The sequence below is a fragment of the Mycolicibacterium wolinskyi genome (assembly GCF_002101965.1).
Classification (GTDB): domain Bacteria; phylum Actinomycetota; class Actinomycetes; order Mycobacteriales; family Mycobacteriaceae; genus Mycobacterium; species Mycobacterium wolinskyi.
In genome coordinates, this window is record NZ_LQQA01000015.1 from 776,304 (window position 1) to 802,949 (window position 26,646).

27 protein-coding genes are annotated in these 26,646 nt (G+C 66.3%); 17 read left to right on the forward strand and 10 right to left on the reverse strand.

Going from position 1 to position 26,646, the window contains the following annotated elements; translation table 11 throughout:
- Window positions 1-32 precede the first annotated feature (32 nt).
- Window positions 33-1,028 carry a TRAP transporter substrate-binding protein gene (locus tag AWC31_RS18115; protein WP_165765987.1) on the forward strand — a complete coding sequence of 332 codons (996 nt, stop codon included), beginning with the start codon at window positions 33-35 and terminating at the stop codon, window positions 1,026-1,028.
- A 5-nt stretch (window positions 1,029-1,033) separates the two neighbouring features.
- Here the strand turns inward: AWC31_RS18115 and AWC31_RS18120 are convergent, their stop codons facing one another.
- The 3 genes from AWC31_RS18120 to AWC31_RS18130 are packed head-to-tail and all read right to left on the reverse strand — an operon-like array spanning window position 1,034 to window position 4,147.
- Window positions 1,034-1,936 (reverse strand): aldose 1-epimerase, encoded by a 903-nt coding sequence (locus AWC31_RS18120; protein ID WP_085145428.1) that lies wholly within the window; start codon window positions 1,934-1,936, stop codon window positions 1,034-1,036.
- Between the two features lie 28 nt (window positions 1,937-1,964).
- Window positions 1,965-3,131 (reverse strand): FAD-binding oxidoreductase, encoded by a 1,167-nt coding sequence (locus tag AWC31_RS18125; protein ID WP_085145429.1) that lies wholly within the window; start codon window positions 3,129-3,131, stop codon window positions 1,965-1,967.
- A gap of 11 nt (window positions 3,132-3,142) precedes the next feature.
- Window positions 3,143-4,147 carry an ABC transporter permease gene (locus AWC31_RS18130; RefSeq protein ID WP_085145430.1) on the reverse strand — a complete coding sequence of 335 codons (1,005 nt, stop codon included), beginning with the start codon at window positions 4,145-4,147 and terminating at the stop codon, window positions 3,143-3,145.
- Between the two features lie 98 nt (window positions 4,148-4,245).
- Between AWC31_RS18130 and AWC31_RS18135 the strand changes: the two genes are divergently transcribed.
- Window positions 4,246-4,875 carry a TetR/AcrR family transcriptional regulator gene (locus AWC31_RS18135; protein ID WP_067853261.1) on the forward strand — a complete coding sequence of 210 codons (630 nt, stop codon included), beginning with the start codon at window positions 4,246-4,248 and terminating at the stop codon, window positions 4,873-4,875.
- 97 nt (window positions 4,876-4,972) lie between these two features.
- Here AWC31_RS18135 and AWC31_RS18140 read toward each other — a convergent pair whose 3' ends face one another.
- From AWC31_RS18140 to AWC31_RS18150, 3 genes are all read right to left on the reverse strand, one after another.
- On the reverse strand, window positions 4,973-5,641 hold the full coding sequence (locus AWC31_RS18140) for a GAP family protein (protein WP_085145431.1): 669 nt from the start codon (window positions 5,639-5,641) through the stop codon (window positions 4,973-4,975).
- 69 nt (window positions 5,642-5,710) lie between these two features.
- Window positions 5,711-6,334: a CYTH domain-containing protein gene (locus tag AWC31_RS18145; RefSeq protein ID WP_085145432.1), complete on the reverse strand. Its 624-nt coding sequence runs from the start codon at window positions 6,332-6,334 to the stop codon at window positions 5,711-5,713.
- A gap of 70 nt (window positions 6,335-6,404) precedes the next feature.
- Window positions 6,405-7,589: a macrolide family glycosyltransferase gene (locus AWC31_RS18150; RefSeq protein ID WP_234816896.1), complete on the reverse strand. Its 1,185-nt coding sequence runs from the start codon at window positions 7,587-7,589 to the stop codon at window positions 6,405-6,407.
- A gap of 110 nt (window positions 7,590-7,699) precedes the next feature.
- Between AWC31_RS18150 and clpB the strand changes: the two genes are divergently transcribed.
- The 5 genes from clpB to AWC31_RS18175 all read left to right on the forward strand — a co-directional run bounded on the left by clpB (window position 7,700) and on the right by AWC31_RS18175 (window position 13,186).
- Window positions 7,700-10,246, forward strand: a complete 2,547-nt coding sequence (clpB, locus tag AWC31_RS18155; protein WP_085145433.1) for an ATP-dependent chaperone ClpB — start codon at window positions 7,700-7,702, stop codon at window positions 10,244-10,246.
- A gap of 187 nt (window positions 10,247-10,433) precedes the next feature.
- On the forward strand, window positions 10,434-11,072 hold the full coding sequence (locus AWC31_RS18160; RefSeq protein WP_085145434.1) for an HD domain-containing protein: 639 nt from the start codon (window positions 10,434-10,436) through the stop codon (window positions 11,070-11,072).
- Between the two features lie 24 nt (window positions 11,073-11,096).
- On the forward strand, window positions 11,097-11,801 hold the full coding sequence (locus AWC31_RS18165; RefSeq protein WP_085145435.1) for an alpha/beta hydrolase: 705 nt from the start codon (window positions 11,097-11,099) through the stop codon (window positions 11,799-11,801).
- Window positions 11,802-11,834: 33 nt separating this feature from the next.
- A complete protein-coding gene (locus tag AWC31_RS18170) occupies window positions 11,835-12,764 on the forward strand; it encodes an NADP-dependent oxidoreductase (protein ID WP_085145436.1) in 930 nt (309 codons plus the stop codon).
- A complete protein-coding gene (locus AWC31_RS18175; protein ID WP_085145437.1) occupies window positions 12,761-13,186 on the forward strand; it encodes a cupin domain-containing protein in 426 nt (141 codons plus the stop codon). Before AWC31_RS18170 ends, AWC31_RS18175 begins: the two co-directional genes overlap by 4 nt.
- Here the strand turns inward: AWC31_RS18175 and AWC31_RS18180 are convergent.
- Complete coding sequence (locus AWC31_RS18180) at window positions 13,183-14,181, reverse strand: GlxA family transcriptional regulator (protein WP_085145438.1); 999 nt, start codon at window positions 14,179-14,181, stop codon at window positions 13,183-13,185. The genes AWC31_RS18175 and AWC31_RS18180 overlap by 4 nt on opposite strands.
- A 162-nt stretch (window positions 14,182-14,343) precedes the next feature.
- Between AWC31_RS18180 and AWC31_RS18185 the strand changes: the two genes are divergently transcribed.
- Window positions 14,344-15,216, forward strand: a complete 873-nt coding sequence (locus tag AWC31_RS18185; protein ID WP_085145439.1) for a TIGR03620 family F420-dependent LLM class oxidoreductase — start codon at window positions 14,344-14,346, stop codon at window positions 15,214-15,216.
- Window positions 15,217-15,223: 7 nt separating this feature from the next.
- Here AWC31_RS18185 and AWC31_RS18190 read toward each other — a convergent pair whose 3' ends face one another.
- Complete coding sequence (locus AWC31_RS18190; RefSeq protein WP_275082035.1) at window positions 15,224-16,249, reverse strand: NAD(P)H-dependent amine dehydrogenase family protein; 1,026 nt, start codon at window positions 16,247-16,249, stop codon at window positions 15,224-15,226.
- A 50-nt stretch (window positions 16,250-16,299) separates the two neighbouring features.
- A complete protein-coding gene (locus AWC31_RS18195) occupies window positions 16,300-17,331 on the reverse strand; it encodes a Rieske 2Fe-2S domain-containing protein (RefSeq protein WP_085145441.1) in 1,032 nt (343 codons plus the stop codon).
- 69 nt (window positions 17,332-17,400) lie between these two features.
- Here AWC31_RS18195 and AWC31_RS18200 point away from each other — a divergent pair, with 69 nt between their 5' ends.
- The 8 genes from AWC31_RS18200 to AWC31_RS18235 are packed head-to-tail and all read left to right on the forward strand — an operon-like array spanning window position 17,401 to window position 24,506.
- Window positions 17,401-18,051, forward strand: coding sequence for a TetR/AcrR family transcriptional regulator (locus tag AWC31_RS18200; RefSeq protein WP_085145442.1), 651 nt, complete (start codon window positions 17,401-17,403; stop codon window positions 18,049-18,051).
- 48 nt (window positions 18,052-18,099) lie between these two features.
- Window positions 18,100-18,963: a trehalose monomycolate transport factor TtfA gene (ttfA, locus tag AWC31_RS18205; protein WP_085145443.1), complete on the forward strand. Its 864-nt coding sequence runs from the start codon at window positions 18,100-18,102 to the stop codon at window positions 18,961-18,963.
- 35 nt (window positions 18,964-18,998) lie between these two features.
- Window positions 18,999-19,775: an SDR family NAD(P)-dependent oxidoreductase gene (locus AWC31_RS18210; protein WP_085145444.1), complete on the forward strand. Its 777-nt coding sequence runs from the start codon at window positions 18,999-19,001 to the stop codon at window positions 19,773-19,775.
- An 18-nt stretch (window positions 19,776-19,793) separates the two neighbouring features.
- A complete protein-coding gene (locus AWC31_RS18215) occupies window positions 19,794-20,696 on the forward strand; it encodes a hypothetical protein (protein ID WP_085145445.1) in 903 nt (300 codons plus the stop codon).
- Window positions 20,689-21,333 carry a TrmH family RNA methyltransferase gene (locus tag AWC31_RS18220; RefSeq protein WP_085145446.1) on the forward strand — a complete coding sequence of 215 codons (645 nt, stop codon included), beginning with the start codon at window positions 20,689-20,691 and terminating at the stop codon, window positions 21,331-21,333. The genes AWC31_RS18215 and AWC31_RS18220 overlap by 8 nt, the downstream gene beginning before the upstream one ends.
- A gap of 15 nt (window positions 21,334-21,348) precedes the next feature.
- The gene (locus tag AWC31_RS18225; protein WP_085145447.1) at window positions 21,349-22,446 is read left to right on the forward strand and encodes a glycoside hydrolase family 76 protein; all 1,098 of its coding nucleotides are present in this window, start codon (window positions 21,349-21,351) and stop codon (window positions 22,444-22,446) included.
- Between the two features lie 9 nt (window positions 22,447-22,455).
- Window positions 22,456-23,607 carry an XdhC family protein gene (locus tag AWC31_RS18230; RefSeq protein ID WP_085145448.1) on the forward strand — a complete coding sequence of 384 codons (1,152 nt, stop codon included), beginning with the start codon at window positions 22,456-22,458 and terminating at the stop codon, window positions 23,605-23,607.
- On the forward strand, window positions 23,604-24,506 hold the full coding sequence (locus AWC31_RS18235) for an LLM class F420-dependent oxidoreductase (RefSeq protein ID WP_085145449.1): 903 nt from the start codon (window positions 23,604-23,606) through the stop codon (window positions 24,504-24,506). The genes AWC31_RS18230 and AWC31_RS18235 overlap by 4 nt, the downstream gene beginning before the upstream one ends.
- Here AWC31_RS18235 and AWC31_RS18240 read toward each other — a convergent pair.
- Window positions 24,503-25,216: a DedA family protein gene (locus tag AWC31_RS18240; protein WP_085145450.1), complete on the reverse strand. Its 714-nt coding sequence runs from the start codon at window positions 25,214-25,216 to the stop codon at window positions 24,503-24,505. The genes AWC31_RS18235 and AWC31_RS18240 overlap by 4 nt on opposite strands.
- Before the next feature lie 71 nt (window positions 25,217-25,287).
- Between AWC31_RS18240 and fbaA the strand changes: the two genes are divergently transcribed.
- Entirely contained in the window at window positions 25,288-26,325 is a 1,038-nt protein-coding gene (fbaA, locus tag AWC31_RS18245; protein ID WP_085145451.1) for a class II fructose-bisphosphate aldolase, read from the forward strand.
- Window positions 26,326-26,646: the final 321 nt, after the last annotated feature.

Sequence of the window (26,646 nt, forward strand, 5' to 3'; positions counted from 1 at the left end):
GCAATACAGGATTCTTTGGTGGCATCGCAGCAGTGGCCCTCGTCGTGAGTGCGTGCGGATCGCCACCCGCGAGTCCGGCGGAGACGATCACCGACCAGCAGTCGCCGGCCACCACCGTCGCACTCGTCCATGACATACCATCCGGTCACCCGCGACTCCCGTACTTCGACGACTTCGCGGAATCGGTCAACACGTCGTCGCAGGGGCGGCTCGCGGTGGAGATCAACCCCAACGGCGAGATCCTGGCCGGGCGCGCGTCACTGGACGCCGTTCGCGACGGTCGAGCCGACCTGGCGCTGGTCAATATGACTCACGTGGAAGCCATGGAGCCCGCCGCGGGGTTCATGAACTTACCCTTCGCCCTGGACGACACCGCGATGGCCGCCCAGCAGAACAGAACAGCGGTGTACGAGGTGCAATCCGGCCTGGTGCGCCCGCACGGGGTCGAGTTCCTCGGGTACATGCGCGGTGCCGACCAGCTGCTGGCGTTCCCGGCCGAAGACGTTGAGCGGGTTGAGGATATCGAAGGCAAGCGGATACGCGTCGCAGGCGGCGGGATCTATGAACGCCTGATGCGCGATCTCGGAGCCGTTCCGGTGGCCATCCCCATCCCCGAGATCAAGGACAGGATGCAGCGCGGTGAGGTCGACGGGGTGTTCACCTCGCCGGGCGGCTGGACGACGCAGGTGTTCGAGTCCGCGCCACATGCTGTGCAGGTACCCGGGTTGATGTACATCAGCTATGCCTTGATCGCGAACAAGGATTGGTTCGACAGCCTGCCCGACGCCGACCGCGATGCGGTTGCCGCTGCCGGGGCCGAGCTCACCGAGCAGTGGGTGCAGATGGCCGAGGACGACAAGGCCGTCGTCAACCAGGCCGTGGCGGACGGCGGCAGTTACCGCGTTCTACCCGACGACGAGGTCGCCCGGTGGAAAGCACGGGTGAGCGGGGTGTCCGACGACTTCTACAGCAGGCACTCGTCTTTGGCGGACGAACTGCAGCGCCGCGGCCTGCGCGTGACGGGCTGAACGCGCTATGTGACCTTGATCGAGAAGGTGGCGGTTTCCGGCGTGCCGGGAACCGCCATCCGGTAATTCCCGCGACACAGCGCGTCGGTGGGCGCGGCCATGGGCTCGATGCACAGCACGTCGTCACTGCCCGGCGCGAATATCTGTGCAGCGCCGTAGCCGTCGTCGAAGGTGACCTCGATGCGTCGGCCGCCGCCGGACAGCGCGAACTGCGCGCCGTCACCGACCTGATCGAACCCGTGGTCGAGCTCGGTGGAGCCCAATTGCTCTGTGCCGCCTGCCCATTCCGAATTCTCGCCGGTCGGGATGCCCCGACTGTCCACCGGCAGATACCGCATTCTCGGCGTTTCCAATTGCCAGTCTGCGCGAGGAACACCGGGCAGCTGGAAGTACGGGTGATAGCCGAAGCACAACGGCACCGACGCCGCGGCGGACGCCACCACGGTGGTGTCGACCGTCAAGGTGCGGTCGGCAAGCGTCACCGTCATGGTCAGGGTGTGCGCGAACGGGAACGTCGTCATCAGCTCCGGCTTGCCACCCCAGTCGAGGGACGCGATCACCTTGTTGCCGGACTGCTCGGTGACCACCCAATCCGGATTGGCGGCCAACACACCGTGAATCGGCGAACCGTGCTCGTCGACACGGACCCCGGCGACACCCGGTGTCAAGCTCACCACCGTGCCGTTGGCATTGTATTCGTTGGCGCCCAATCGGTTTGCCCACGGGTAGAGGATCGGGATGCCCATGGTCTTGCCTTTGGTGATGTAGGCCTGCAATCCACGCCGCTGACCGAGAAACTCGGCACCGTCGCCGGCCAGGGAAGTGCAGATCATGCCGGCGGTGGGCACATACGTCGCCGACAGCGACGAGGACGGATCCTGCAAGGTGACGGGTTGATGGTCAGCCATTGCGCAAGTCTGTCACGGCTCCGCGACGTCAGTGCGTGAGCGGGTCGTGCTGGATGCGCTCAGGCGGCGCGCCCTTCGCGATGAGTGCGGCCTTCGTCGCGTCGACCATGTCCGGACCACCGCAGATGAGGATCTGGCGGTCACCCCAGTTGCCGTATCTGGTCACCACTTCGGGCAGTTTGCCGGTCTGGCGGACGTGCAGCCCGCGGGGCGGCTGGACGTCGGGATAGTCACGCGCCCAAGGCGGATCGCTGCTGTACTCCGACACCGGGGTCACCGAAAGCCAGGGATTCGTGGACGCGATCTGCCACAGCGTTTTCAGGTCGTACAGATCGCAGGGGTAGCGACCGCCGAAGAACAAATGCACACGCGGGTTCACGCCGTGCAACGTCATGTCCATGATCAGCGTGCGCAGCGGGGCAAGCCCGGTGCTGCCCGCAACCATCAGCACGTCTTCGCCGGCGCGGTCCACCTGCATCGCGCCGTGTGGGCTGGAGATTCGCCAGCGATCGCCGGGCCGGGTTTCCCCGACGATCGCGGTGCTGACCATGCCGCCGGTAACCGACCGCACGTGGAACTCGATGGCACCCGACCGGTCGGCGGGGATCGCGGGGCTCAGGTAGCGCCAGCGGCGCGGCCACTGCGGCACCTGGACCGTGACGTACTGGCCCGGGTGGTAGAAGAGCGGTTGGTCGAGTTGCAGCCGGATCACCGACACGTCGCGGGTGACGCGATGGTGTTCGACGACGGTTCCGTCGCAGTACGCCGGCGACTGCTCGGCGTCGGCCGCGCCGCGCATCACCCCGATGGCCAGCGCGACCGCGTCGCGCGCCGCCTCGGCCAGCCGGTCGGTCCAGGCGGCGGTCAGGTGCGTGCGCAGCGTGGTGTAGAGCGCGTCCTGCATCGTGTCGTAGTGGCTCTGCAGGACGCCGTACTTGCGGTGGTCGCGGCCCAACTGAGCCAGAAACGCCACCGGCTCCTCGGCCCGCTGCGCGATCAGCTCACCGAACAGCCAGGCCAACGCGCTGGCGAACACTTTGCGCTGGACGTCCATGTCCGGCGGGAACAGGTCCCTGGCCGAGAGGTCGGTGGCAAACCAATGGGTGTAGAAATCGCGGATCAGGGCGTCGGACCCGTTTTCCGGGTCGACCGCATCGCGCAGTACCTGCAGCGCGTCACGGTCATCGAGTCCCACGCCGCTGCATCTTATGCGTGCCCACGCCGCCGCTGCCGCAGAGCCGCGATGACCACCAGCGATGCTCCGGCGAGGGCCCAGCAAGCCAGCACGATGACCGCGGACGTCGCGCCGGCGCCGCCGAAGTAGGCCGTGGACCGCAGCAGCGTGGCGTTTGCGCCCTGGGGTAACAGTTGGCCGAGTACGCCCCAGCCGCTCGGCAGCATTTCCGGCGCGGCCGTCAGCCCCGACAACGGGTTGCCCAGCAGCAGTGCCAGCAGCGCACCCACGGCCAGCCCGGTCCGGCCGAACAGCGACCCCAGCCCGAGCATGAACAGGCCCGCGGCGGCCACCCCGAGCGTGAGCCCCGCCGCCACGCCCCAGAAGTTGTCCTCGATGGACCCGAAGACGTAATAGAGCAGTGCGGCGATGGTGATACTGGCCACGGCTGAGAACACGATGCCGGCGGTCAGGCGAGTCCATATCTCGCGCCGGAGTGCGATCACCAGTGCGACTGCCGGGAGGATGCCGGCGAGCGTGATCGGCAGTGCTGACGCGGCCAGCCCGGCGCCGCGCGGATCGTCCTTCGTGGGCGGGGCCAGATCCTCCGTCCGTAGCGCCACGCCCGAATGGGCGGCGATCCCTGACCCGACTTGGTTGAGCAGCTGGGCGACCGCGGGGCTACCACCCGTCGCGGTCAGCAGGACCGGGCCGTCTGGGGTGAAGGCTATGCCGCCGTAGACATTTCGGTTGAGGATCGCATCGCGAAGGGCCGCCTCGCCGGGGTAGTAGGTCACCGCGAATGCGCCGGGCGCCTGCTGTTCGAGGCGTTGCGCGACCTGGCTGCTGGCGGCCTGTGGCCCGGCGGCGCCGATCGGAACGTCGTTCGGCTTGGAACGCGCCGCGGGCAATGCGAAGGCGATTGCGACAAGCGCGATCGCGACCGTCAGCACGGCGATGATGCCGGTGGCGCGCAATGCGGCGGGCGGCTCGTGTACGGGTGCGGCGTGGTGGGTGGGGAGCGTGTGCGTTGCCATGCTCGTCGCCTTTTCATCCGATGTTGAATTACGAATGTGCTGAGCGTAGCTCCGCGCACGTTGTATTTCAACAGCTATTGAAATGATACTGTCGGACTATGGCTCCACCAGCGCAAACGGCGAGGAAGCGGGGGCGCCGCCAGGGCGAACCCGTGTCGAGGGAGGCCGTGCTGGCCGCAGCCAAAGAACGATTTGCCACCGACGGCTACGAGAAGACGACGCTGCGCGCGATCGCGGCGGACGCCCACGTCGACCCGTCGATGGTGCTGTATCTGTTCGGGTCGAAAGCCGATCTGTTCCGGGAATCGCTGCAGTTGATCCTGGACCCTGCCCTGTTGGTCGAGGCGTTGGAGGGCCCGGCCGACGACGTGGGCACCAGGATGGTGCGCCGTTATCTTCACATCTGGGAGTCACCCGAGACCGCGGCCAGCATGCGCGCGATGCTGCAGTCGGCCACCTCGAACACCGATGCCCACGAAGCGTTCCGGTCGTTCATGCAGGACTATGTCCTCACCGCGGTGTCGGGCGTGCTGGGCGGAGGTGAACAGGCCCGGCTACGCGCGATGCTGGCGGCCTCGAGCCTCGTCGGCACCGCGATGCTGCGCTACGTGATGGCGGTGCCGCCTTTGGCGACGCTGACCGGCGACGAGGTGATGCGCTTGATCGGGCCGACGGTCACGCGCTACCTGACCGCCGACGCCGACGAGTTGGGCCTGCCTGAGCTGTAGGCATGGCCATCGCCGAGTGTGTATCGAGGGCGCGGAAGCGGCCTTCGGAACGCCGTGTGCGCACACTCGCCGCCCAGGACGCACAGTCGTTGATCGGCTACAGCGCGTGAATCCCCTTGTACAGCACCAGAAGGCCGATCACGACGAGGATCGCGGCGACGAGCGTGGCGTGATTGCGCTCCATCCAGTCTTTGAGCCGGGCCAGTGCGGGGTCCAGGCGCTCGCCCGACACCGCGTAGGCCAGGATCGGCAGGGCTACCGTGGATCCCGCGAAGATGACGAAATAGAGGCCAGCCGCCCAAACGCCGGGCTGTCCGAGGCCCGCCGATCCGATCGCCAAACCCGCTGCGACACAGATGAACAACACCTTCGGGTTGACGACGGTCAACACCGCGCCCGCCGCGGCGGCCCGCGGGGGAGTCAGCTTGCTCAGGCTCTGCATCCACTTCGGGCTGTGTTCGGACTTCGCGCGGGTGAACCAGCGGTAGATACCGAACACGATCAACGCCGCACCGACCACGATGCGCAGCCACGACGCCCACGTCGGCGGCTCGTCGAGCGCGCCGAACAGGTTCGAAACCTCGACGAAGACGGCCGTGAGTGCCGCCAGGCCGACGAGCCAGCCCGCCAGGAACGCCAAGCCGGTCGGCCGCGGATGCGGCGAATGTAGGACGAGCACCGCCGGAATGATCGACAACGGCGAGAGTGCGACCACGAGAGCCAGCGGAATGAGCTCCGTCAGCACTGAACCCAAGATGCCAGACATGCCCCGGACCCTTCCGTTCGAATCGGTCGATCAGAACCTAGCAAGCAGAATCCGGGCGCGCGCCGTTCGTCAGCCGCCCTCGAATTGGTTTCGGCCGAGAGTGTCGACGAACGTCGGGCCGAGGCGGTCGAGTTCGGTCAGGTAGGTATCGGCCCACGTGCCGAACGGTTGGTGTGCCAGGTACTCGTTGCGGAAGCGGTCGTCCTCGGACACCTCCGTCGCGCAGAACGCGGGTATCGCGAGATCGACCACGGGTCCGCCCCGTTCGACCTCGGCGAGCACCAGCGGTGCATTGCCGCCGAGAAAGCGGTCGATGATCCAGCCGTCCTCGCCCAGCCACATCGCATACCGGATCTTGGCGACGACGTGATCGGCGCGGCGCACGATCTGCGCGGCGACCAACGGATCGAGATCACGCTCAGCCTCGTAGCGCGTACCCCCGACGGCAGGGCCCTTGGCCGTCATCGTGCCGATCGACTCCTCGCCCAAGAGTTCCACCAGCCGCCCGGGATCGGTGTCCAATTCGGCCGGAGCGGTGCCCTGCACACGAACCCGGACCGCGTACCCGTCGGAGGCGAACAGGTATGCCTGCACGATCAGCACAGGCGAGGGATCCGATGCTGCTACGGCAGGCATTTCACGGACGAAGAACTTCCGCTCGAACTCGAAATCACCGGCGCCGGAGTCGGACATGGGTAGACGGTAGCCCGCCGGATGTCACACGTCAGCGTCTGACGCGGGTTTCAGCAGCGGTAATCCGGTGTCACCAGCGCCCGGCGGCCACATCTTCCACCGCATCGGCGGCATGGACCGGTCCGCCGCTCGCCTGGATCTCCTCCCGGATGGCGTTGAGACGCAATCTGATCTGCTCCTCGGACGTAACCGCCAGTGCCGCATCGCGAATCTCGGCGACAGCCGGCAGGTGAGCCTGCAGATGCCGCCCGACACCGAGGGTTTCGAGCCGCGCCGCATTGGCGGGCTGATCGACCGCCTGGGGTAGCGCAACCATCGGCACGCCGTACCACAAGCCTTCGGTGCACGAGCCCATGCCGGCGTGGGTGAAAAAGCAGTCGGCGAGCCGCAACACCGCAGGCTGAGGCACGGTCGGGCACAGCTGAACCCACGGCGGCACGGATCCGAGCTCGTCCGCTCCGGCGCGGCCGGTTGCCAACGTGAGCCGCCAGTCCAGCCCGTCGAGTGCGTCGATGACGTTGCGGTATATGTCGGCTCGCTGGGTGTAGGCCGTCCCGAACGCCAGCAGTGCCAGCCGTCCGTCGCCCGGCGGTGAGGTCCAGTCGCGTGGATCTTCACGGCGCGGGTCGATGCACGGCCCGACGAATCGATAGCGGTCACCGACACGGTCGGCGTGGCGTTGCATCACGCGAGGAATCAATGCCAGGCAACGCCGCGGAACCCCGGTGACCTCGTCGAACGTCAGGCCCGATCCCGACGCGGGGAGCCAGTTCTCGAAGGCCTGCCGGTAGGCGACGCCCGTCGGGCTGTTCAGGATCGGGTCCAGGATTTCGGCCATGTCCTCGTGGTAGGTGTCCCAGGCCACCTCACTCGGCGACAGCTGAGCTGCCGGCACACCCCACTGGGCGGCCGCGACCGGGCCGGCCATACCGCCGATGTCGTACAGGACGAGGTCGGGACGATCCCGGTCGAGGTGAGCGTGCAGTTGCGGCAGGACGTGAATCGCCTCGTCGAGAAACATCCGCATGCCCGTGACCGGATCGTTCTCATCACCCCAGGACTCAGGTGCGCCCGGCGCACCCGGCAGCACCGAGCCGCATTCGACGATGTCCGCACCCGTCGGCCGGGCCAGCCACGCCAGATGCCCGCTGACCAGGTAACTGACCCGGTGACCTCGGTCGACGAGTTCGCGGATCACAGCCAGGTGCGGGTACATGTGGCTGGGTGCGGAGGCGGGAACTATCGCGATGTGCACTCAGCCGATTGTGCCCGGTCGAAAATTTCTAAAGTTGAGCGGAACAGACTCAACCTTGACTGCGTTGAACATCACGACAAGCATTTTCTCTACACGGAAAGGGAGGTGTCGTGGACTCGTTCAACCCGACCACGAAGACCCAGGCGGCGCTGACCTCGGCGTTGCAGGCGGCCACTGCCGCAGGCAACCCACAGATCACCCCCGCTCATTTATTGATGGCGTTGCTGACGCAGAACGATGGCATCGCCGCGCCACTGCTGGAAGCGGTCGGAGTCGAGCCCGCGACCATCCGCACCGAGGCGGAACGGCTTATCGGCCGGCTGCCCAGTGCCACCGGTTCGAGTTCGCAACCGCAGCTGTCGCCGGAGGCGATCACCGCGATCACCACGGCGCAGCACCTCGCCACCGAGATGGACGACGAGTACGTCTCCACCGAGCACCTCATGGTGGGCCTGGCCACGGGCAGTTCCGACGTTGCCAAGCTGCTGACGAACAACGGCGCGTCTCCGCAGGCTCTGCGGGAGGCGTTCACCAAGGTGCGCGGCAGCGCGCGGGTCACCAGCCCCGACCCCGAGGGCAGCTATCAAGCGCTGGAGAAGTACTCCACCGACCTGACCGCGCGCGCTCGCGAGGGCAAGCTCGACCCGGTCATCGGACGCGACAACGAGATTCGGCGCGTCGTACAGGTGCTGAGCCGTCGCACCAAGAACAACCCCGTGCTCATCGGCGAGCCCGGCGTCGGCAAGACCGCGATCGTCGAGGGCCTGGCCCAGCGCATCGTGGCCGGCGACGTACCGGAAAGCCTGCGCGACAAGACCGTCATCTCGCTCGACCTCGGGTCGATGGTGGCCGGTGCGAAGTACCGCGGTGAGTTCGAGGAGCGGCTCAAGGCCGTGCTCGACGACATCAAGAACTCGGCCGGGCAGGTCATCACGTTCATCGACGAGTTGCACACCATCGTGGGTGCCGGCGCCACCGGCGAATCCGCGATGGACGCGGGCAACATGATCAAGCCGATGCTGGCCCGCGGCGAGCTGCGGCTGGTCGGTGCGACCACGCTCGACGAGTACCGCAAGTACATCGAGAAGGACGCGGCGCTGGAGCGGCGGTTCCAGCAGGTGCTGGTCGGTGAGCCGTCGGTCGAGGACACCGTCGGCATCCTGCGCGGTCTCAAGGATCGCTACGAGGTGCACCACGGTGTGCGCATCACCGACTCCGCGCTGGTGGCGGCGGCGACGTTGTCCGACCGCTACATCACCGCACGGTTCCTGCCGGACAAGGCCATCGACCTGGTCGACGAGGCCGCATCGCGGTTGCGCATGGAGATCGATTCCCGCCCCGTCGAGATCGACGAGGTCGAGCGGCTGGTCCGCCGGTTGGAGATCGAGGAGATGGCGCTCGAGAAGGAGTCCGACGAGGCGTCCAAGGACCGCCTGGAGAAGCTGCGCGCTGAGTTGGCCGACCACAAGGAGAAGCTGGCCGAGCTCACCACTCGTTGGCAGAACGAGAAGGGTGCCATCGACGTGGTCCGCGAGCTCAAAGAGCAACTGGACACGTTGCGCGGCGAGGCCGATCGGGCCGAGCGTGACGGTGATCTCGCCAAGGCCGCGGAGCTGCGCTACGGGCGCATCCCCGAGGTCGAGAAGAAGCTCGACGCCGCGTTGCCGGTGGCCGAGGCCCGCGAGAATGTCATGCTCAAGGAAGAAGTCGGCCCCGACGACATCGCCGAGGTTGTCGAGGCGTGGACCGGTATCCCGGCCGGCCGGATGCTCGAAGGCGAGACCGCCAAGCTGCTGCGCATGGAGGAGGAGCTCGGCAAACGCGTTGTCGGACAGAAGAAGGCCGTCGTCGCAGTTTCGGATGCGGTGCGCCGCAGCCGCGCCGGCGTCGCCGACCCCAACCGGCCGACAGGCTCGTTCATGTTCCTGGGCCCGACCGGCGTCGGTAAGACCGAGCTGGCAAAAGCCTTGGCGGAGTTCCTGTTCGACGATGAGCGCGCGATGGTCCGCATCGACATGAGCGAGTACGGCGAGAAGCACTCGGTGGCTCGGCTGGTCGGTGCCCCTCCGGGCTACATCGGTTATGACCAGGGCGGTCAATTGACCGAGGCTGTGCGGCGGCGCCCGTACACGGTGGTGCTGTTCGACGAGATCGAAAAGGCGCACCCGGACGTGTTCGACGTCCTGCTGCAGGTGCTCGACGAGGGCAGGCTGACCGACGGCCAAGGCCGCACGGTCGACTTCCGCAACACGATCCTCATCCTGACGTCCAACCTGGGTGCCGGAGGCACCGAGGAACACGTGATGGCGGCGGTGCGGGCGGCGTTCAAGCCCGAGTTCATCAACCGGCTCGACGACGTCATCATCTTCGACGGGCTGAACCCCGAAGAACTCGTGTCGATCGTCGACATCCAGCTGGGACAGCTGGCCAAGCGGCTCGCGCAACGACGGCTCACCCTCGAGGTGTCGCTGCCGGCCAAGAAGTGGCTGGCCGAGCGCGGTTTCGACCCGCTCTACGGTGCCCGGCCGCTGCGCCGCCTGGTGCAGCAGGCCATCGGCGACCAGTTGGCCAAGATGCTGCTGGCCGGTGAGGTCCATGACGGCGACATCGTGCCCGTCAACCTCAGCCCCGACGGCGAAAGTCTGGTCCTGGGCTGAGTCGGTAGCGAGAAGCCCCGCCACACCCGTGTGGCGGGGCTTTTTCGTGCGTGTGCGTCACGAGTGTGCACGCTCGGCAGGCGCTGTCCACTTTTGAGGGATTCCTGGCCGAACGAAGGCGGCGCACCACACATGGCGGCGAGAAGCATGGATGTCAGACAGTTCGCCAACCAGAAAGCGCAAAACCATGTCAGAAGCCATTGCCGGCATTGAAGTCCCGGATACCGCGGCGGTCGCCGAGGCGACACGTCTCGTTCAGCAGACCATCACGCCGCTCATCTACCACCACTCGTGCCGGGTGTTCTTCTTCGGCCAGATTCACGCTCAGCGGCTCGGCGTGACACCGGATCCCGAACTGCTGTACCTGGCGGCCATGTTCCATGACACCGGTCTTGTGACGCCGTTCTCCGATACCGAACAGCGTTTCGAGGTCGACGGCGCCGATCATGGGCGCAAGTTCCTGCTTGACCGCGGATTCTCGGCCGTGGCTGCCGATATCGTGTGGACGGCCATCGCACTGCACACGACGCCAGGCATCCCTGGCCGAATGGGCCCCGAGATCGCCGCGACACACCTCGGGGTGCTGACCGACGTGGTCGGGTTCGGTCTGGATTGTCTGCACCAGGACCAAGTGGACGAAATACTGGCCGTTCATCCGCGGGGCGACTTCAAGAACGAGTTCTTGAGCGCGTATTTCGACGGGTTCAAGAATCGCCCGGAGACGACACTCGGAACGGTGAACTCCGATGTCCTGGAGCACTTCATCCCCGACTTCCGGCGTGTCACGACCGTCGAGCGCATTCTCGGCTCGCCCTGGCCGAGCTGACCGGTTCAACCTGAGGAGCCCACGATGAACGGTTCATTTCCTTCGGTGCTCATCGTGCATGGCGCCTGGCACAAGCCCGAGCACTTTCGCCTCCTCGTCGACGAACTCTCGGATCTCGACGTACGTACCGTGCGGTTGACAAGCAGCGGCGACGATCCCGCCGTGCTCGGCGATATGTACGCCGATGCCGAGGTGATCGCACAAGCCGTCACAGCTGTTGACGGGCCAGTCGTCGTGGTCGCTCATTCCTACGGCGGCATACCCACCACGCAGGCGTTGGCCAACGTGCCGAATGTCCGAAAGATTGTCTATCTCGCCTCGTTTCAACTGGAGGCCGGCGAATCGCTGCTCTCGCAGAACCCAGATGGTGTGCTGTGGCCGTGGACCAGGCTCCGTCACCGGGACGGCATCGAAGACTTCGTCGAGGTATTGACGCCGCAGGAGGTGTTCTACAACGATCTCGACGACGCCACTGCGGAGTTCGCCGTCAGCGAGATGGGTTACCAGTCTTACTCTTCCATGCGGCAGCCACTGACCGAGACGGCGTGGAAGACGATACCGAGCACCTACATCGTCTGCGAAGCCGACAACTCGATCCCTGTCACCGCGCAGGAGCGGATGGCTGAGCACGCCGATGAGGTCTATTGGATGAACACGTCGCACTCCCCGTTTCTGTCTCAACCCGCAGCGCTCGCCCAGCTCCTGCGTGGTCTGTTCGCCAACGCATGAGCCATGGCACCTACCTAGGAGGAGGGAAAATCTATGCAAGCCATCACGATTCGAGACCGTGACGCCGGTATCGATGGACTCACCCTGACTGACTTGCCCTATCCCCACGCCGCTGAGAATGATGTCATCGTCCGAGTTCACGCGGCGGGCTTCACGCCCGGCGAACTCGACTGGCCCGCCACGTGGGCCGATCGCGCCGGCCGTGACCGCACGCCATCTGTCCCCGGTCACGAGTTATCGGGTGTCGTAGCCGAATTGGGATACGGCACCACGGGGCTCACTGTCGGCCAACGGGTTTTCGGCCTCACCGACTGGGCCCGCGACGGCTCGCTTGCCGAATACACCGCGGTCGAGGCGCGTAACCTGGCGCCTCTCCCCTCGGATATCGACCACACTGTGGCAGCAGCGCTGCCGATTTCCGGGTTGACGGCATGGCAAGGGTTGTTCGTCCATGCGGGACTCGCGGCAGGTCAAACGGTCGTTGTTCACGGCGCCGCCGGGGGAGTGGGTTCAATCGCAGTCCAGCTTGCCCGAGAGGTCGGCGCTCAGGTGATCGGCACCGGGCGGTCTGACGACCGCGACATCGTAATTGGCCTCGGGGCCCAGGCTTTCGTGGATCTCGAGGCCGACCGTTTGGAGGACATCGGCGATGTGGATCTCGTATTCGACGTCATCGGAGGCGAAATCCTCACGCGCTCAACCGCACTGGTACGCCCCGGCGGCACCGTCGTGACCATCGCCGAGCCGCCGACGGTGCAGCCCAAGGACGGGCGGGCGATCTTCTTCGTCGTCGAACCCGACCGCGCGCAGCTCGCCGACCTGGCTCAGCGTGTGCGGGGCGGACGGCTCACTCCCATCGTCGGTGCGGTGCGTCCCCTCGCCCACACGGCCGACGCGTTCGCACGGCATCGGCGCAATCCGGGCAAAACGATCATCCAGGTGCACGAAGGAGCCGGTAAATGATCGCCAAGGGCCTGCTGGCGGCTGCCGTCGCGGCCACGATCGTCGGCAGTGCTCCCATCGCGAACTCGGAGCCCGCTCTGGCTGGTTCGGAGACCTTGTCACCCCTACTCCAACAAGCGCTACCGAACGTCGCAGGCAAGACCTTCGCGTCGGCGATCGTCACGTTCCCGCCGGGCGCACACGCGGCGCCCCACCGCCACGGCGACGCGTTCGTCTACGCCTATGTGCTCGAAGGCGCGGTGAGCAGCCAGCTCGAAGGGGAGCCCGGACATGTCTACCGGCAAGGCGAGAACTGGTCCGAGCAGCCGGGCGTCCACCACGTCACCACCGAGAAGATCAGCTCAACCGATCCAGCAAAGCTGCTGGTGGTCTTCATCGCCACCACCGGTGAACAACTCAAGGTCGATGACCCACAGGGTTAGGCGCCCGAGTTGGCGCGACGAGCGGTACTGAACCGGCGTTGGTAGGCCGCCGGGCTGATCGACAGCTTTCTCGCGAACACCCGTCGCATGCTCTCGTAGCTCGGGAAGCCGGCGCGAGCCGCTGCCTGGGTCGCGGTATGTCCTTGGTCGAGCAGTGCTCTGGCCATGTCGAAACGGATGGTCTCGACGTATCGCGCTGGTGTGGTGGACAGTTCATCGCGGAAGAGCCTGGTGAGATGCCGCGTGCTCACGTTGAGATGCTTCGCGAGCTCAGCGAGCGAATGGTCGCCTTGCGGGTCCGCCGTCACCAAGTCGATGACCTGTCGAAGGGCTGGAGAACGAGGCGGCGGACCTTGCAGAGGAGCCGAGAACTGTGACTGGCCACCGGAACGCTGCATGTACACCACCAGCGCGCGGGCGACGTCGCGGGTCAGCTCTGGCCCGTGGTCTTTTTCGACCAGTGCGAGGGCCAGGTCGATCCCGGCCGTCACGCCCGCCGACGTGTATGTGTTGCCGTCACGGACGTAGATCGCATCGGGTTCGACTTGGCACGTCGGGCACCGGGCGGCGAGTTCGCGCGCGACGTTCCAGTGTGTGGTCGCACGCTTGCCGCCGAGGAGCCCGGCGGCGGCGAGGATGAACGCGCCCGTGCAGATCGACGCAACGCGGCGGGCTCCGGTGGCCGGAACCCCTGCGGCTTCGGCCAAAGTCGAAGGCACCGGTGTGCGCGGATAGTTGTCGGAGCCGGGCACCAGATATGTGTCGGCAGCAGGCTCGACGCATACGTCGTGATCGACTGCGATTCCGAAACCCAGGTTGGACGTGACGTTCTCACCCGTCGGCGACAACAGCACGATCTCGTAGTCGGCACCGAATCGGTTCGCCGTCTTGAACACCTCCGCCGGACCCGCGACATCCAACAGTGTTACTCCGTCGTAGACGAGAATCGCGACGCGGCGCGGACCCGACCGCGTGACAGTGGTCGACGCAGGCATAACCACGAGTGTGCACGCTTGGCACCGAGCGTGCGTCAGGGTCGGCCACGAAGCCGTATGTCCGCCGTGGGCGCACACTCGACGCCCAGGCAAAAATGGACTTGCTGGTCCAATAAAGTCGCGCCACCATGGCCGTAACGGCGAACAACACGGAGGCGCTCGATGAAACTCGGAAAATACGGCGTGTGGCAGCCGGCGTATGCGACCACACCGGACATGGCCAAACATCTGGAGAGTCTTGGGTTTACGGCGCTGTGGCTGGGTGGTCCGGAAGTCGACCTCGCCGGGATGGACGATATCCTCGCGGCCACCGACCATCTGGTGGTAGGCACCAGCATCTACAACATCTACCGCGGTGACGCGGCGACGTTGGCGGACGCGTATCGGCGGATCGAGGACAAATTCCCTGAGCGGCTGCTTGTCGGCATCGGCGTGGGTCATCCAGAGCAGACGAAAGGCTATGGCCCGCCACTGGCGACGTTGAAGGCGTTCCTTGACGAACTCGACACCCGAGGATTCCCGCAGGAGCGACGTGCGCTGGCCGCACTGGGCCCCAAGATGCTGGATCTGGCCCGCGAGCGCACAGGCGGATCAGTGCCGTATCTCGTCACACCCGAGCACACCAGGAGATCCAGGCAAGCACTGGGGCCGCAGAGATTCCTTGCCCCGGAACAGAAGGTGGTGCTCGAATCGGATGCCGCTCGGGCCCGCGCGCTGGCCCGGCCGCGAATCAAGCACCCCTACCTGGGCCTGGTCAACTACCGAAACAATTTGCGCCGGCTGGGATTCACCGATGAGGATCTCGCCGGTGACGGCAGTGACCGCCTGGTCGATGCCCTTACCGTTCACGGCGAACCCGCCGAGATCGCCCGAGGGGTGCGAGCGCATCTCGATGCAGGCGCCGATCACGTTCAGATCCAACTGGTCAGTGCGAATTCGGCACCGCACCCGCAGATGCCCGAGGTGCTGCTGCAGGTGTACGACAACGCCGCCATGCGCCTGTACGAATCGCTTGCCGAGGCCCTGGAGATCTAGCCGGATTTCACAGTGCGAACCGCCCGGCGAAGCCACGCAGCGGAACGTCGGCACTCGTCAGCAGCCCGGGCGGGGCCTTGGCCACCGACGCGATCGCGTTGAGCGCGGGCAGGCCCGTCACGGTCATGCCGATCGAGGCGAAGGAATCCGGATCGGAAAGGTCCACACCGGGTTTCGGGAAGATCATGTGCTTGTTGTAGACGCACGGATCGCCCTTGATCTGAGTGATGTAGCAGCCCTTGATATCCCAGCTCGGATCGGTGTGCGGGGTCATCTGCCATTCGAGGTGGGTCTCGACGCGCGGCACACCGTCGATCATGCCCTGGTACTTGATGTAGTTGCCGCCCAGCGATCCCTTCGGCAGCTTGTACCAGCCCAGGTCGACGTCCTTGGTGCACGCCCCGAGCTCGTAGGTGAACTTCACCTCGTCGAGCGTCAGCCCGAAGCAGTCGGCCATCATCAGGACGCTGTCGGCGAACACCCGGGTGTACTTCTCGAGCTTGCCGGGGATCGACGGGTCGTCGACCGGAAGCCCGTAGCCGACCTCGATCCAGGTGTCGCGGCTGTGATGGCATGACACATCGACGGATTCGATCGTGGTGACGTTCTCGATCTCGGCGACGTCGGCCGAGCAGACCACGCCGAGGATCTGGTTGAGTCCGGGATTCATGCCGGTGCCGTAGAACGTCGACCCGCCTTTCTCACACGCCTCGGCGAGCAACTGGGACACGGGCTTGCCCGACGGGTGGGGATGATTGGTGTCGCGGTGCCAGCCGGTGATCCAGTCGGCGGTTGTGACGATATTGATGCCTGCCTCAAGGACTTTGACGTAGAGATCCTCGTCAGGGAACACGCCGTGGAATGTCAGGACGTCGGGGCGTGCGGCGATGATGTCGTCGATCGAGCCCGTGGCGGTGACCCCGACGGGTTCGATACCGGCGATCTCACCGGCGTCACGGCCTACCTTTTCGGGTGTGTAGCAATGCAATCCGATGAGCTCGAGGTCGGGGCGCTTGACGATGCGCTTGATCATCTCGGTGCCGACGTTGCCCGTCGCGACCTGGAATACGCGAACCTTCGAAGTCACAGGGTGTCTGCCTTTCGTACACGTGCAAGGTCTGCGGCACTTCCACCACGACCGTCTGGATAGAACTGCATGGCCCACTTGCGGATTGCGGTGAAGCCCTCGTACTCGGCGGTCGCCAACGCGGGCGGATCGGAGTAGCGCTGGTGTGACCAGATATGGATGTCCTGGGTGAACTGCCGGATCACTTCGTCGCCGAACTCGGCGGCCTTCGCGGCGGCACGGGCAGTGTCCTTGCCTGGTGTGCGCCCGATGTAGACCATGAACCGAACGTCGGACGTGGACTCGTCGATCGGGGTGACGGCTGAGATCGTGCGGTTGTCGATCATGCCCCAGCTCTTGGTGACCGCAATGCCGAGACCGCCGTTGATGGCCTCGACGCCACTGCGCACGTCGTCGATGGTCTGGTTCTCGTCGCCTTCGAACGTGATCGTGAAATCCACGTAGGACACCGGATCGGCGAAGTCGTGGCGCGTGAACACCGGCACGATCGGCGTCTGGTGCACGAACTTGAAGTGCGCGAAATCCACGCCGTTCTCCAACACATACTGCGGATGCAGTTCGAGCGCTTCGCGATACAGCCGCTGCTGCGGGTAGTAGTCGGCGGCGCTGCTGCCGTCGGCGAAGGACGCGAACACGTCCGGTGCGTCGAAGAACGGCTCGCGGCATTCGATGTCGTGCCAGATGTAGATGGCCTCGTTGCGCTCGACGACTGGATAGGTCTTCATGCGTCTGCCGCGGTTGGGCCGGTCCTGATAGGGGATGCAGACGTTGCGGCCCTCGGCGTTCCATTGCCAGCCGTGGAACGGGCATTGGATGACCTCACCGACGACGTGTCCGCCGAAACCCAGGTGTGCGCCGAGGTGTTCGCAGTAGGCGTTCATGACCGTGACCTGGCCCGAATCCGACCGCCAGGCGACCATTTCCTCGCCGAAGTACTTCATCGCGTGGACGTCGCCGATAGCGACCTCGTCCGACCAGGCGACCTGAAACCAGCCCGTCGGTTTCATCGACAGCGGTGGCTTGGCCATGACCTGAATCGTAGGAGCATCTGTGAAACTTTGGAAGAGGGTTCTACGAAACTGGGGTAGCCTTCCAAGATGACCGAGGTCACCGCGCGTCGCACCAATCGGCGCGGCGTCGCGACCCGCGAGAACATGCTCGAGGCCGCGCTCAAGGCGCTGGCCACCGGCGATCCGGGAGCGGTGTCGGCCAACCGCATCGCCAAGGAGATCGGCGCGACCTGGGGTGCGGTGAAATACCAGTTCGGCGATATCGACGGCTTCTGGGCCGCGGTGCTGCACCGCACCGCCGAACGTCGCGCAGGTGTGCTCGGACGCCACGACAGCGGTGCGCCGCTGCGGCAACGGGTCGCCGGGATCATCGACCTGCTCTACGACGGGCTCACCGCGAGTGATTCCCGCGCGATCGAGAACCTGCGGGCCGCGCTGCCGCGGGACCGGGACGAACTCGAGCGGCTCTACCCCAAGACGGCCGCCGAACTGCAGTCCTGGGGCCAGGGCTGGCTTGAGACGTGCCAGCAAGCTTTCGCCGATCTTGATGTGGACCCCGAACGGGTGCGGGAGGTCGCGTCGCTCATTCCGGGTGCGATGCGCGGCATCGCCTCCGAGCGGCAACTCGGCACCTATTCCGACCTGGACTTGGCGCGGCGAGGCCTCACGAACGCGATTGTGATGTACCTGGAGGGCTCCGGGTCAGGGCGATCTGAGCAACCAGTAATCGGGTTGTGACCTCATAGAGTTGAGGCATTTGCGCTACCAACAAGTAGGCTAGGCCCGATGGTCCCGCTCTGGTTCACGCTGTCCGCACTCTGCTTCGTGGGTGCGGCCGTGCTGCTGTATGTCGACATCGATCGTCGACGCGGGTTGGGGCGTCGCCGTAAGTCGTGGGCGAAGTCGCATGGCTTCGACTACGAGCACGAGTCGGACGAGATCCTCAAGCGCTGGAAGCGCGGGGTGATGTCGACCGTCGGCGATGTCACGGCCAAGAACGTCGTGCTCGGCCAGATCCGTGGCGAGGCGGTGTTCATCTTCGACATCGAAGAGGTCGCCACCGTGATCGCGCTGCACCGCAAGGTCGGCACCAACGTCGTGGTCGACCTGCGCCTCAAAGGCATCAAGGAGCCGCGCGAGAACGACATCTGGCTGCTCGGCGCGATCGGCCCGCGAATGGTGTACTCCACCAACCTCGATGCGGCCCGCCGCGCGTGCGATCGCCGGATGGTGACATTCGCCCACACCGCACCCGACTGCGCCGAGATCATGTGGAACGAGCAGCACTGGACGCTCGTCAGCATGCCGGTCACGAGCACCCGCGCCCAATGGGACGAGGGTCTGCGCACCGTCCGGCAGTTCAACGACCTCCTTCGGGTGTTGCCGCCTGTTCCGCAGAACGGCGCAGCGCCGGCCGGCCAGCCCGGCCAGTCGCCACTCGCGCGGCGTGCGGGCTCGCCCAGCCGTCCGCTGGCACCGACACCGGCGGGCCGCCGCGAGCTGCCGCCTGGACGTACCGACATGCCTCCAAGCCGTGGTGACGTGGGTCGATACGCCCAACAGCGCCCTGACGTCGGCCGGTCGGATTCGATCCGCAGGCCTCCGCCGCCGGCCCGCAACATGCGTCAGGCGCCGCACTACCAGCGCTAGCCGGGCCGCATCGGGGGTTCAGTACCCTCTAGGTCATGTCCCGCCCCGTCGCCCTGATCACCGGACCGACATCGGGGCTCGGCGCCGGTTTCGCCCGGCGATATGCGCTCGAAGGCTATGACCTCGTACTGGTCGCGCGAGACGCGGCGCGGCTCGAACAACTGGCCGGCGAACTGCAGCATGAGGCCGGCGCAAGGGTCGAGGTGATACCTGCCGACCTGGCGGTCGCCGCCGACCGCGCCAAGGTCGCCGACCGGCTGCGGGCCGGTGTGCAGGTGCTCGTGAACAACGCGGGTTTCGGAACGTCGGGTGAGTTCTGGACGGCCGATTTCGCGCAATTGCAGGCTCAGCTCGACGTGAACGTGACGGCCGTGATGGAGCTGACGCATGCCGCGTTGCCGTCCATGATCGCCGCTCGGTCCGGCAGCGTCATCAACGTCGCGAGTGTCGCGGGGCTCCTTCCCGGCCGCGGGTCGACGTACTCGGCCTCCAAGGCGTGGGTGATCGCATTCACCGAAGGGCTGGCCAACGGGCTGGATGGCACCGGCGTCGGTGTGCACGCGCTCTGCCCGGGATTCGTACACACCGAATTCCACGCCCGGGCCGGTATCGACATGGCGGGTACGCCGTCGTTTCTGTGGCTCGAGGTCGACGACGTCGTACGCGACTGCCTGGCGGGAGTAGCCGCAGGCAAGGTCGTTATCGTGCCAGGACTGCAATACAAAGCGCTGACCACCGGAGGCCGGATGGTGCCGCGAAACCTGGTGCGCGCAATAACGAAGGTGGTGGGCAAGGGCCGTGAGAGAACCTGAGGCACAACCCCGCAACCGGTGCGGGCGCTGATCGGAGCGGTGACGGCGATGCTTCTCGTCGTCACCGCCACAGTGACCGGCTGCTCGACAGACGACAAACCCGAGAGCACATACGAGGCGCAGACCGCATCGCTCGGGGAATCGCTGAACCTGCTCGGCTGGACCATCACGACGTCGAACCTGCGTTTCGACGCCGAGCACGTGCTCGTCGACGTCGAGGCCACGGCATCGGGCGGCGAACACGCCAAACCCGAGGACATCCGGTTCGGCCTGTACGGCGCGTTGGCGCATCCGATCGAGGCCAACGCGATCGGCGGGTGTACCGGCGTGACCAGCCTGGCGCTTCAACCGCTCTCGGCGCCCTCGCCCGACAAGCTCAGCGGCACAGTATGTTTGGGTCCGCTGCGGGATCAAAGCCAGGTGCGTGGCGTCTACGCGTATTCACCGCGTGAGCGGATCGCCGGCACCACCGTCGCCTATGCCGCGGCATTCCCGGTCGGTGTCCTGCCGACCAACGTCAACGACACCGGCTTGACCATCAAGACGGCGAGCGTCGACGGCTTCAGCGCCGATGGTGCGCAGTTGGCGCCGACGGCTCTCGGTGAACCCGACGCTTTCACCGGTAACGGCTACATGCTGCTCGGACTCGAAATCGACGGTCTCGCCGCACGTTACCGCGAGGATTCGGCCCGGCGCGGGGGCCCGCTCATGGTGGTCGCGGCCCCGACCCTGCCTCCGCCCGGACTCAGCCATGCCTGCTCGGTGTACGGCGCATCGGTGCTCGTGCTGCCTGACGCATCGCGTGACGCGGTGAACCTACGGGCATCGCTGTGCACACAGGGCGAGATCAACGCCGCGCTGCTGTACGCGACGGTGTCGCTGATCGGCACGCAGGCGGCACTGTGGACCACCGGTGACTGAGCACGTCGGCCCCACCGAGTGGGGCGAAAGTCCCGGCGTCGGACCGTGGGTCGGCCCGCTGCCGGACGATCCGCGCTACGACCCCGAGCTGCTCCGATCCGGTGACACCCGCAATGTCGTTGACGCGTACCGGTATTGGAGTCGCGAGGCGATTATCGCCGACATCGATCAGCGTCGGCACCGGCTCCACATCGCGATCGAGAACTTCGGCAACGACGCCAACATCGGCGCGGTGGTGCGCACCGCCAACGCGTTCGCCGTCGACACCGTCCACATCGTCGGCCGGCGGCGCTGGAACCGGCGCGGCGCCATGGTCACCGACCGCTACCAGCGGCTGCGCCACCACGACACCACCGCCGAACTGCTCGGGTTCGCGAACGGCGCCGGGCTCACGGTCGTCGCGGTCGACAATGTTCCTGGTGCCGTGCGGCTGGAAGAGACTGAGCTGCCACGGGACTGCCTGCTGGTATTCGGTCAGGAAGGCCCGGGCATCACGCCCGAGGCGCAGGCCGGCGCGGCGGTGACGGTGTCGATCGCGCAGTTCGGCTCCACCCGCAGCATCAACGCCGGGGTCGCGGCCGGGATCGCCATGCACGCCTGGATCACTCGACATGCCGACATTTCGGAGGCCTGGTAGGGCAGGATCGTCCATATGGATCAGCTATGGGCTAACCGTGCGGCCAGCGCAGAAGCTGCGATCACCCAACGGCATCTGAAGAAACTCTGGGGCCTGCCCGGCACTCAACTCGGTGTGGTGGCCTGGCCGTCGACGAAGAAGTACCGCAATTTCGGGACCTGGCACTACTGGTGGCAGGCGCATCTGCTCGACTGCCTGATCGACGCGCAGGTGCGGGATCCGCAACCGGAGCGGAAGGTCAGAATCGAACGGCAGATTCGGGCGCACTGGCTGCGCAACACCGGATGGACCAACGACTACTACGACGACATGGCCTGGCTGGCATTGGCCATCGAACGGGCCGGGCGGCTCGCCGGTGTCGAGAAGCCCCGTGCACTCAAGACACTGTGTGACCAGCTGGTCAACGCGTGGGTGCCCGAAGACGGCGGTGGCATCCCGTGGCGCAAACAGGATCAGTTCTTCAACGCCCCCGCCAACGGTCCTGCCGGGATCTTCTTGGCCCGCTACGACGATCGGCTGCGCCGCGCCCAGCAGATGGCGGACTGGATCGACGAGACGCTGATCGACCCGGACACCCACCTGGTGTTCGACGGCATCAAAGCCGGATCGATGGTGCGTGCGCAGTACACCTATTGCCAGGGTGTGGTGCTCGGGCTGGAAACCGAACTCGCGGTGCGGACCAAGGACGCCCGCCATTCCGAGCGGGTGCGCCGCCTGGTCGCCGCGGTCGAAAAGGAGATGACCACCGACGGCGTCATCAAGGGTGCGGGCGGCGGCGACGGCGGTCTGTTCAATGCGATCACGGCTCGCTATCTCGCATTGGTGGCCACCACGCTGCCCGGGGACGCACCCGAGGACGCCGCGGCCCGTGATACCGCCCGTTCGATCGTGCTGAAGTCGGCGGAGTCGGCGTGGGACAACCGCCAGACCGTCGACGGCTTGCCGCTGTTCAGCGCGTTCTGGGATCGCACCGCCGAATTGCCCAGCGCGGCCGGCAAAGAGGCCGAGTTCGTCGAAGGCGCGGTCAACGCGTCGGCGATACCGGAACGCGACATGTCGGTGCAGGTGTCCGGCTGGATGCTGATGGAGGCCGCGCACACCCTGGCGGGTTAGGTTGTCACCGTGCGCGACGTGCTGAGCGAGCTGTTGGCAGTCTGGCGTGCCGGCGACACGGCGGGCTTGGCGACGGTGGTGCGGACGTTCCGGTCGGCGCCGCGCCCGGCGGGCGCCGCGATGGTCGTCGCACCCGACGGAACGGTCAGCGGATCGGTGTCGGGCGGATGCGTCGAAGGCGCGGTGTACGAGCTCGCCGGCGAGGTGGTCGCCGACGGCGCGCCGGTGCTGCAGCGCTACGGCGTCAGCGACGACGATGCGTTCGCGGTCGGGTTGACCTGCGGCGGTGTGCTCGATGTGTTCGTCGAGGCAGTGTCGCGACGGACGTTCCCCGAACTGGAAGCGCTCGTCGGCGACATCGAGGAACACCGGCCCGCGGCGACGGCAACCGTCGTCGCCCATCCCGACCCGGCGTGGGTGGGCCGTCGACTGGTCATCCGCACCGACGAGGTCACCGGCACGCTCGGATCGGCGCGGGCCGACGCCGCCGTCACCGACGATGCGCGCGGCCTGCTCGACACCGGCCGCAGCGGCGTGCTGACGTTCGGTCCGGATGGTGAGCGGCGCGGCGAGGGCATGGACGTGTTCGTCGCCAGCTTCGCCCCGCGCCCGCGCATGCTGGTGTTCGGCGCCATCGACTTCGCCGCGGCGGTCGCGCGCCAGGGATCCCTGCTCGGCTATCGCGTCACGGTGTGCGATGCGCGCCCGGTCTTTGCGACCAAGGCCCGGTTCCCGACCGCCGACGAAGTGGTCGTCGAATGGCCCAACCGCTACCTGGCCGCACAGCAGGCCGCAGGCGACATCGACAGCCGCACGGTGATCTGCGTGCTCACGCACGACCCGAAGTTCGACGTGCCGCTGCTGGAGGTGGCGCTGCGCCTGCCCGAGGTCGGCTACATCGGTGCGATGGGCTCGCGGCGCACACATGAGGACCGGATGGCCCGGCTGCGCGAAGCCGGCCTGAACGACGACGAACTCGCGCGCCTGTCGAGCCCCATCGGCTTGGACCTCGGCGCCAGGACACCCGAGGAGACGGCGGTCTCGATCGCGGCGGAGATCATCGCCCAGCGCTGGGGCGGGACTGGTAGGCCACTCGCCGACACCGGTGGCCGCATTCACCACGAACACAACGAGTCCAACGAATTGAGGAGTGGTCAGTGACCGAACGCGCCCGTATCGATTTTCCCGCCCGCATCGGCGTGTGGTGGGCCAGTGACACCTGGTCGATGCCCGAAGCGCAGCAGGTCGCGCGGGACATTGAGGCACTCGGCTACGGGTCGTTGTTCCTGCCCGAGGTTGTGGGCAAGGACGCGTTGACGCAGTCGGCGGCCTTTTTGGCCGCGACGGACCGGCTGGTGATCGGCACCGGCATCGCCAACATCCACGTCCGGGTGCCGTCGGCCGCCGAATCCGGCGCACGCACCCTGACGGCGCTCAATCCGGGCCGGTTCGTGCTCGGCCTCGGCGTGAGCCACGGCCCGCTGGTCGAACACGGGCTGGGCGGGACCTATGCCAAGCCGCTGGCCACCATGCGTACTTACCTCGACCGCATGGCCGCGGTGCCCGAACAGATCGAGCCGGGCGTCGGGCGTCCGCCGCGACTGCTGGCCGCACTCGGGCCGAAGATGATCGAGCTGTCCGGCATCCACGCCGACGGCGCGCATCCGTACCTCGTCACGCCCGCACACACCGCGACCACCCGGGAAATTCTCGGCCAGGACCGTTGGGTGGTTTCCGAGCAGGCCGTCGCCATCGGCGGTGACGAGGCCGACCAACTCGCCCGGGCGCACACCCACCTCGAGGTCTACAGCGGGCTGCCGAACTACCGGAACTCGTGGCTGCGCCAGGGCTTCGACGAATCGGATCTGGTTCGGGGCGGCTCGGACCGGCTCGCCCGCGGGCTCGTCGGGATGGGCTCGACCGAACAGGCCGCCGCGGCGATCACCGCACACCTCGATGCGGGCGCCGATCACGTCGTCGTGCAGGCGCTCGGCGAAAACCCGACCGCGGATCCGCGCCCGGCGTTGCGGGAACTCGCGGGGGCGCTCGGCCTCGGCTAGGACGCCTCGGCCGCGGTGGCTTCGGTCGCCGCGGCCCGCTTGGCGGCGCGCCGCCGCTTGTACCACTCGATGAACATCGGGGCCACCGATGCCACCACGATGAGGATGAAGATCGGTTCCAGCAGTTTCTGGATGATCTCGAAACTGCCCAGCCAGTAGCCGAGCAGGGTCAGCCCGACACCCCAGATGACCGCGCCGAGGACGTTGAAGAACGTGAACACCGGGTAGCGCATCTTGGCGGCGCCCGCGGTGATCGGCGCGAGGGTGCGCACAATCGGGACGAAGCGTGCGATGACGATCGCGAACGGGCCGCGTTGTTCGAAGAAGACGTGCGCCTCGTCGAGGTACTTCTGTTTGAGCACCCTGGCGTTCGGCTTGAACATCGAGGTGCCGATCGTGCGGCCGATGAAGTAGCCGACCTGGCCACCGAGGACTGCCGCGATCGGAATGCCCACCAGCAGGTGCCACAGCTCGAAGTTGGCGTGCACGGCCTCGCCCTGGGCCGCCGTACCTGCGGCGAGCATGCCCGCCACGAACAGCAGCGAGTCGCCGGGCAGGATCGGGAACAGCACACCGGACTCGACGAAGACGACGACAAGGATGCCCACCAGGGCCCATGTCCCGAAGTAACCGATGAGGTTGATCGGGTCCATGAAATCGGGCATGAGCGCCAGATTGGTCGTAACCTCTGGGAGGGCGGTGTCGATCACGACTCCCAAGGGTACCTGGGGCGTGCCACCGGCCAATTTCTGCAATAAGAGACCTCGGAAGGAAATTTCACATGCCTATCGCCACGCCTGAGGTCTATGCCGAGATGCTGGGCCGGGCCAAAGAGCATTCGTTCGCGTTCCCGGCGATCAACTGTGTGGGTTCCGAGAGCATCAACGCCGCCATCAAGGGCTTCGCCGACGCGGGCAGCGACGGCATCATCCAGTTCTCCACCGGAGGCGCCGAGTTCGGCTCGGGCCTCGGAGTCAAGGACATGGTGACCGGTGCGGTCGCGCTGGCCGAGTTCGCGCACGTGATCGCCGAGAAGTATCCGATCACCGTGGCCCTGCACACCGACCACTGCCCGAAGGACAAGCTCGACACCTACGTGCGTCCGCTGCTGGCGATCTCTGCCGAGCGCGTCGCGGCAGGTCGCAACCCGCTGTTCCAGTCGCACATGTGGGACGGCTCCGCTGTCCCGATCGACGAGAACCTCTCGATCGCGCAAGAACTGCTCAAGCAGGCCGCGGCCGCCAAGATCATCCTCGAAGTCGAGATCGGAGTCGTCGGCGGCGAGGAGGACGGTGTCGAGGCCGAGATCAACGAGAAGCTCTACACGTCGTCCGAGGATTTCGAGAAGACCATCGACGCGTTGGGGGCCGGTGAGCACGGCAAGTACCTGCTGGCGGCGACGTTCGGCAACGTGCACGGCGTGTACAAGCCCGGCAACGTGGTGCTCAAGCCCGAGGTGCTCGCCGAGGGGCAGCGCGTGGCCGCGGCCAAGCTCGGATTGGGCGACGGCGCAAAGCCTTTCGACTTCGTGTTCCACGGCGGCTCGGGCTCACTGAAGTCCGAGATCGAGGATTCGCTCAAGTACGGCGTGGTGAAGATGAACGTCGACACCGACACCCAGTACGCGTTCACCCGGCCGGTCGCCGCGCATATGTTCACCAACTACGACGGCGTGCTCAAGGTCGACGGCGAGGTGGGCAACAAGAAGACCTACGACCCGCGCAGCTACCTGAAGAAGGCCGAGGCGTCGATGTCCGAGCGTGTCGTCGAGGCGTGCAATGACCTGCACAGCGCCGGTCGCAGCGTCACCGGTGGGTAGTTCTCGTCCTGCCCGCCTGTGAGCGACATTGTCGCGGAAACCGCCTCGTGAGTCGCGTGGGTCACTTGGGCACCACAGTCCGGACCTCGTCCGTCACGTCGGTCGTAAGAGCCTCTTGCGCAACGGTTTTCGGCCTGCCCGCCTATGAGCGACATTGTCGCTCGCGGGCGGACAACGGATGACGTTGGTCGTCAAAGATATTCGTTGCGGCGTCAACGCCGAGGACTGCTGCCACATGGTGGCTTGTGGTGTCTCGGGACATCGCTGACACTTTTGTCTCGGGACATCGCTGACACTCATTGTGCCGGTTTGGGTTGGTGT

Bases quoted from the DNA above. Each gene is read 5' to 3' on its own strand.
- AWC31_RS18120 (WP_085145428.1), bottom strand. From the start codon at position 1,936: ATGGCTGACCATCAACCCGTCACCTTGCAGGATCCGTCCTCGTCGCTG.
- AWC31_RS18130 (WP_085145430.1), bottom strand. From the start codon at position 4,147: ATGGCAACGCACACGCTCCCCACCCACCACGCCGCACCCGTACACGAG.
- AWC31_RS18135 (WP_067853261.1), top strand. From the start codon at position 4,246: ATGGCTCCACCAGCGCAAACGGCGAGGAAGCGGGGGCGCCGCCAGGGC.
- AWC31_RS18140 (WP_085145431.1), bottom strand. From the start codon at position 5,641: ATGTCTGGCATCTTGGGTTCAGTGCTGACGGAGCTCATTCCGCTGGCT.
- AWC31_RS18145 (WP_085145432.1), bottom strand. From the start codon at position 6,334: ATGTCCGACTCCGGCGCCGGTGATTTCGAGTTCGAGCGGAAGTTCTTC.
- AWC31_RS18160 (WP_085145434.1), top strand. From the start codon at position 10,434: ATGTCAGAAGCCATTGCCGGCATTGAAGTCCCGGATACCGCGGCGGTC.
- AWC31_RS18165 (WP_085145435.1), top strand. From the start codon at position 11,097: ATGAACGGTTCATTTCCTTCGGTGCTCATCGTGCATGGCGCCTGGCAC.
- AWC31_RS18170 (WP_085145436.1), top strand. From the start codon at position 11,835: ATGCAAGCCATCACGATTCGAGACCGTGACGCCGGTATCGATGGACTC.
- AWC31_RS18175 (WP_085145437.1), top strand. From the start codon at position 12,761: ATGATCGCCAAGGGCCTGCTGGCGGCTGCCGTCGCGGCCACGATCGTC.
- AWC31_RS18180 (WP_085145438.1), bottom strand. From the start codon at position 14,181: ATGCCTGCGTCGACCACTGTCACGCGGTCGGGTCCGCGCCGCGTCGCG.
- AWC31_RS18185 (WP_085145439.1), top strand. From the start codon at position 14,344: ATGAAACTCGGAAAATACGGCGTGTGGCAGCCGGCGTATGCGACCACA.
- AWC31_RS18190 (WP_275082035.1), bottom strand. From the start codon at position 16,249: ATGATCAAGCGCATCGTCAAGCGCCCCGACCTCGAGCTCATCGGATTG.
- AWC31_RS18195 (WP_085145441.1), bottom strand. From the start codon at position 17,331: ATGGCCAAGCCACCGCTGTCGATGAAACCGACGGGCTGGTTTCAGGTC.
- AWC31_RS18200 (WP_085145442.1), top strand. From the start codon at position 17,401: ATGACCGAGGTCACCGCGCGTCGCACCAATCGGCGCGGCGTCGCGACC.
- ttfA (WP_085145443.1), top strand. From the start codon at position 18,100: ATGGTCCCGCTCTGGTTCACGCTGTCCGCACTCTGCTTCGTGGGTGCG.
- AWC31_RS18210 (WP_085145444.1), top strand. From the start codon at position 18,999: ATGTCCCGCCCCGTCGCCCTGATCACCGGACCGACATCGGGGCTCGGC.
- AWC31_RS18225 (WP_085145447.1), top strand. From the start codon at position 21,349: ATGGATCAGCTATGGGCTAACCGTGCGGCCAGCGCAGAAGCTGCGATC.
- fbaA (WP_085145451.1), top strand. From the start codon at position 25,288: ATGCCTATCGCCACGCCTGAGGTCTATGCCGAGATGCTGGGCCGGGCC.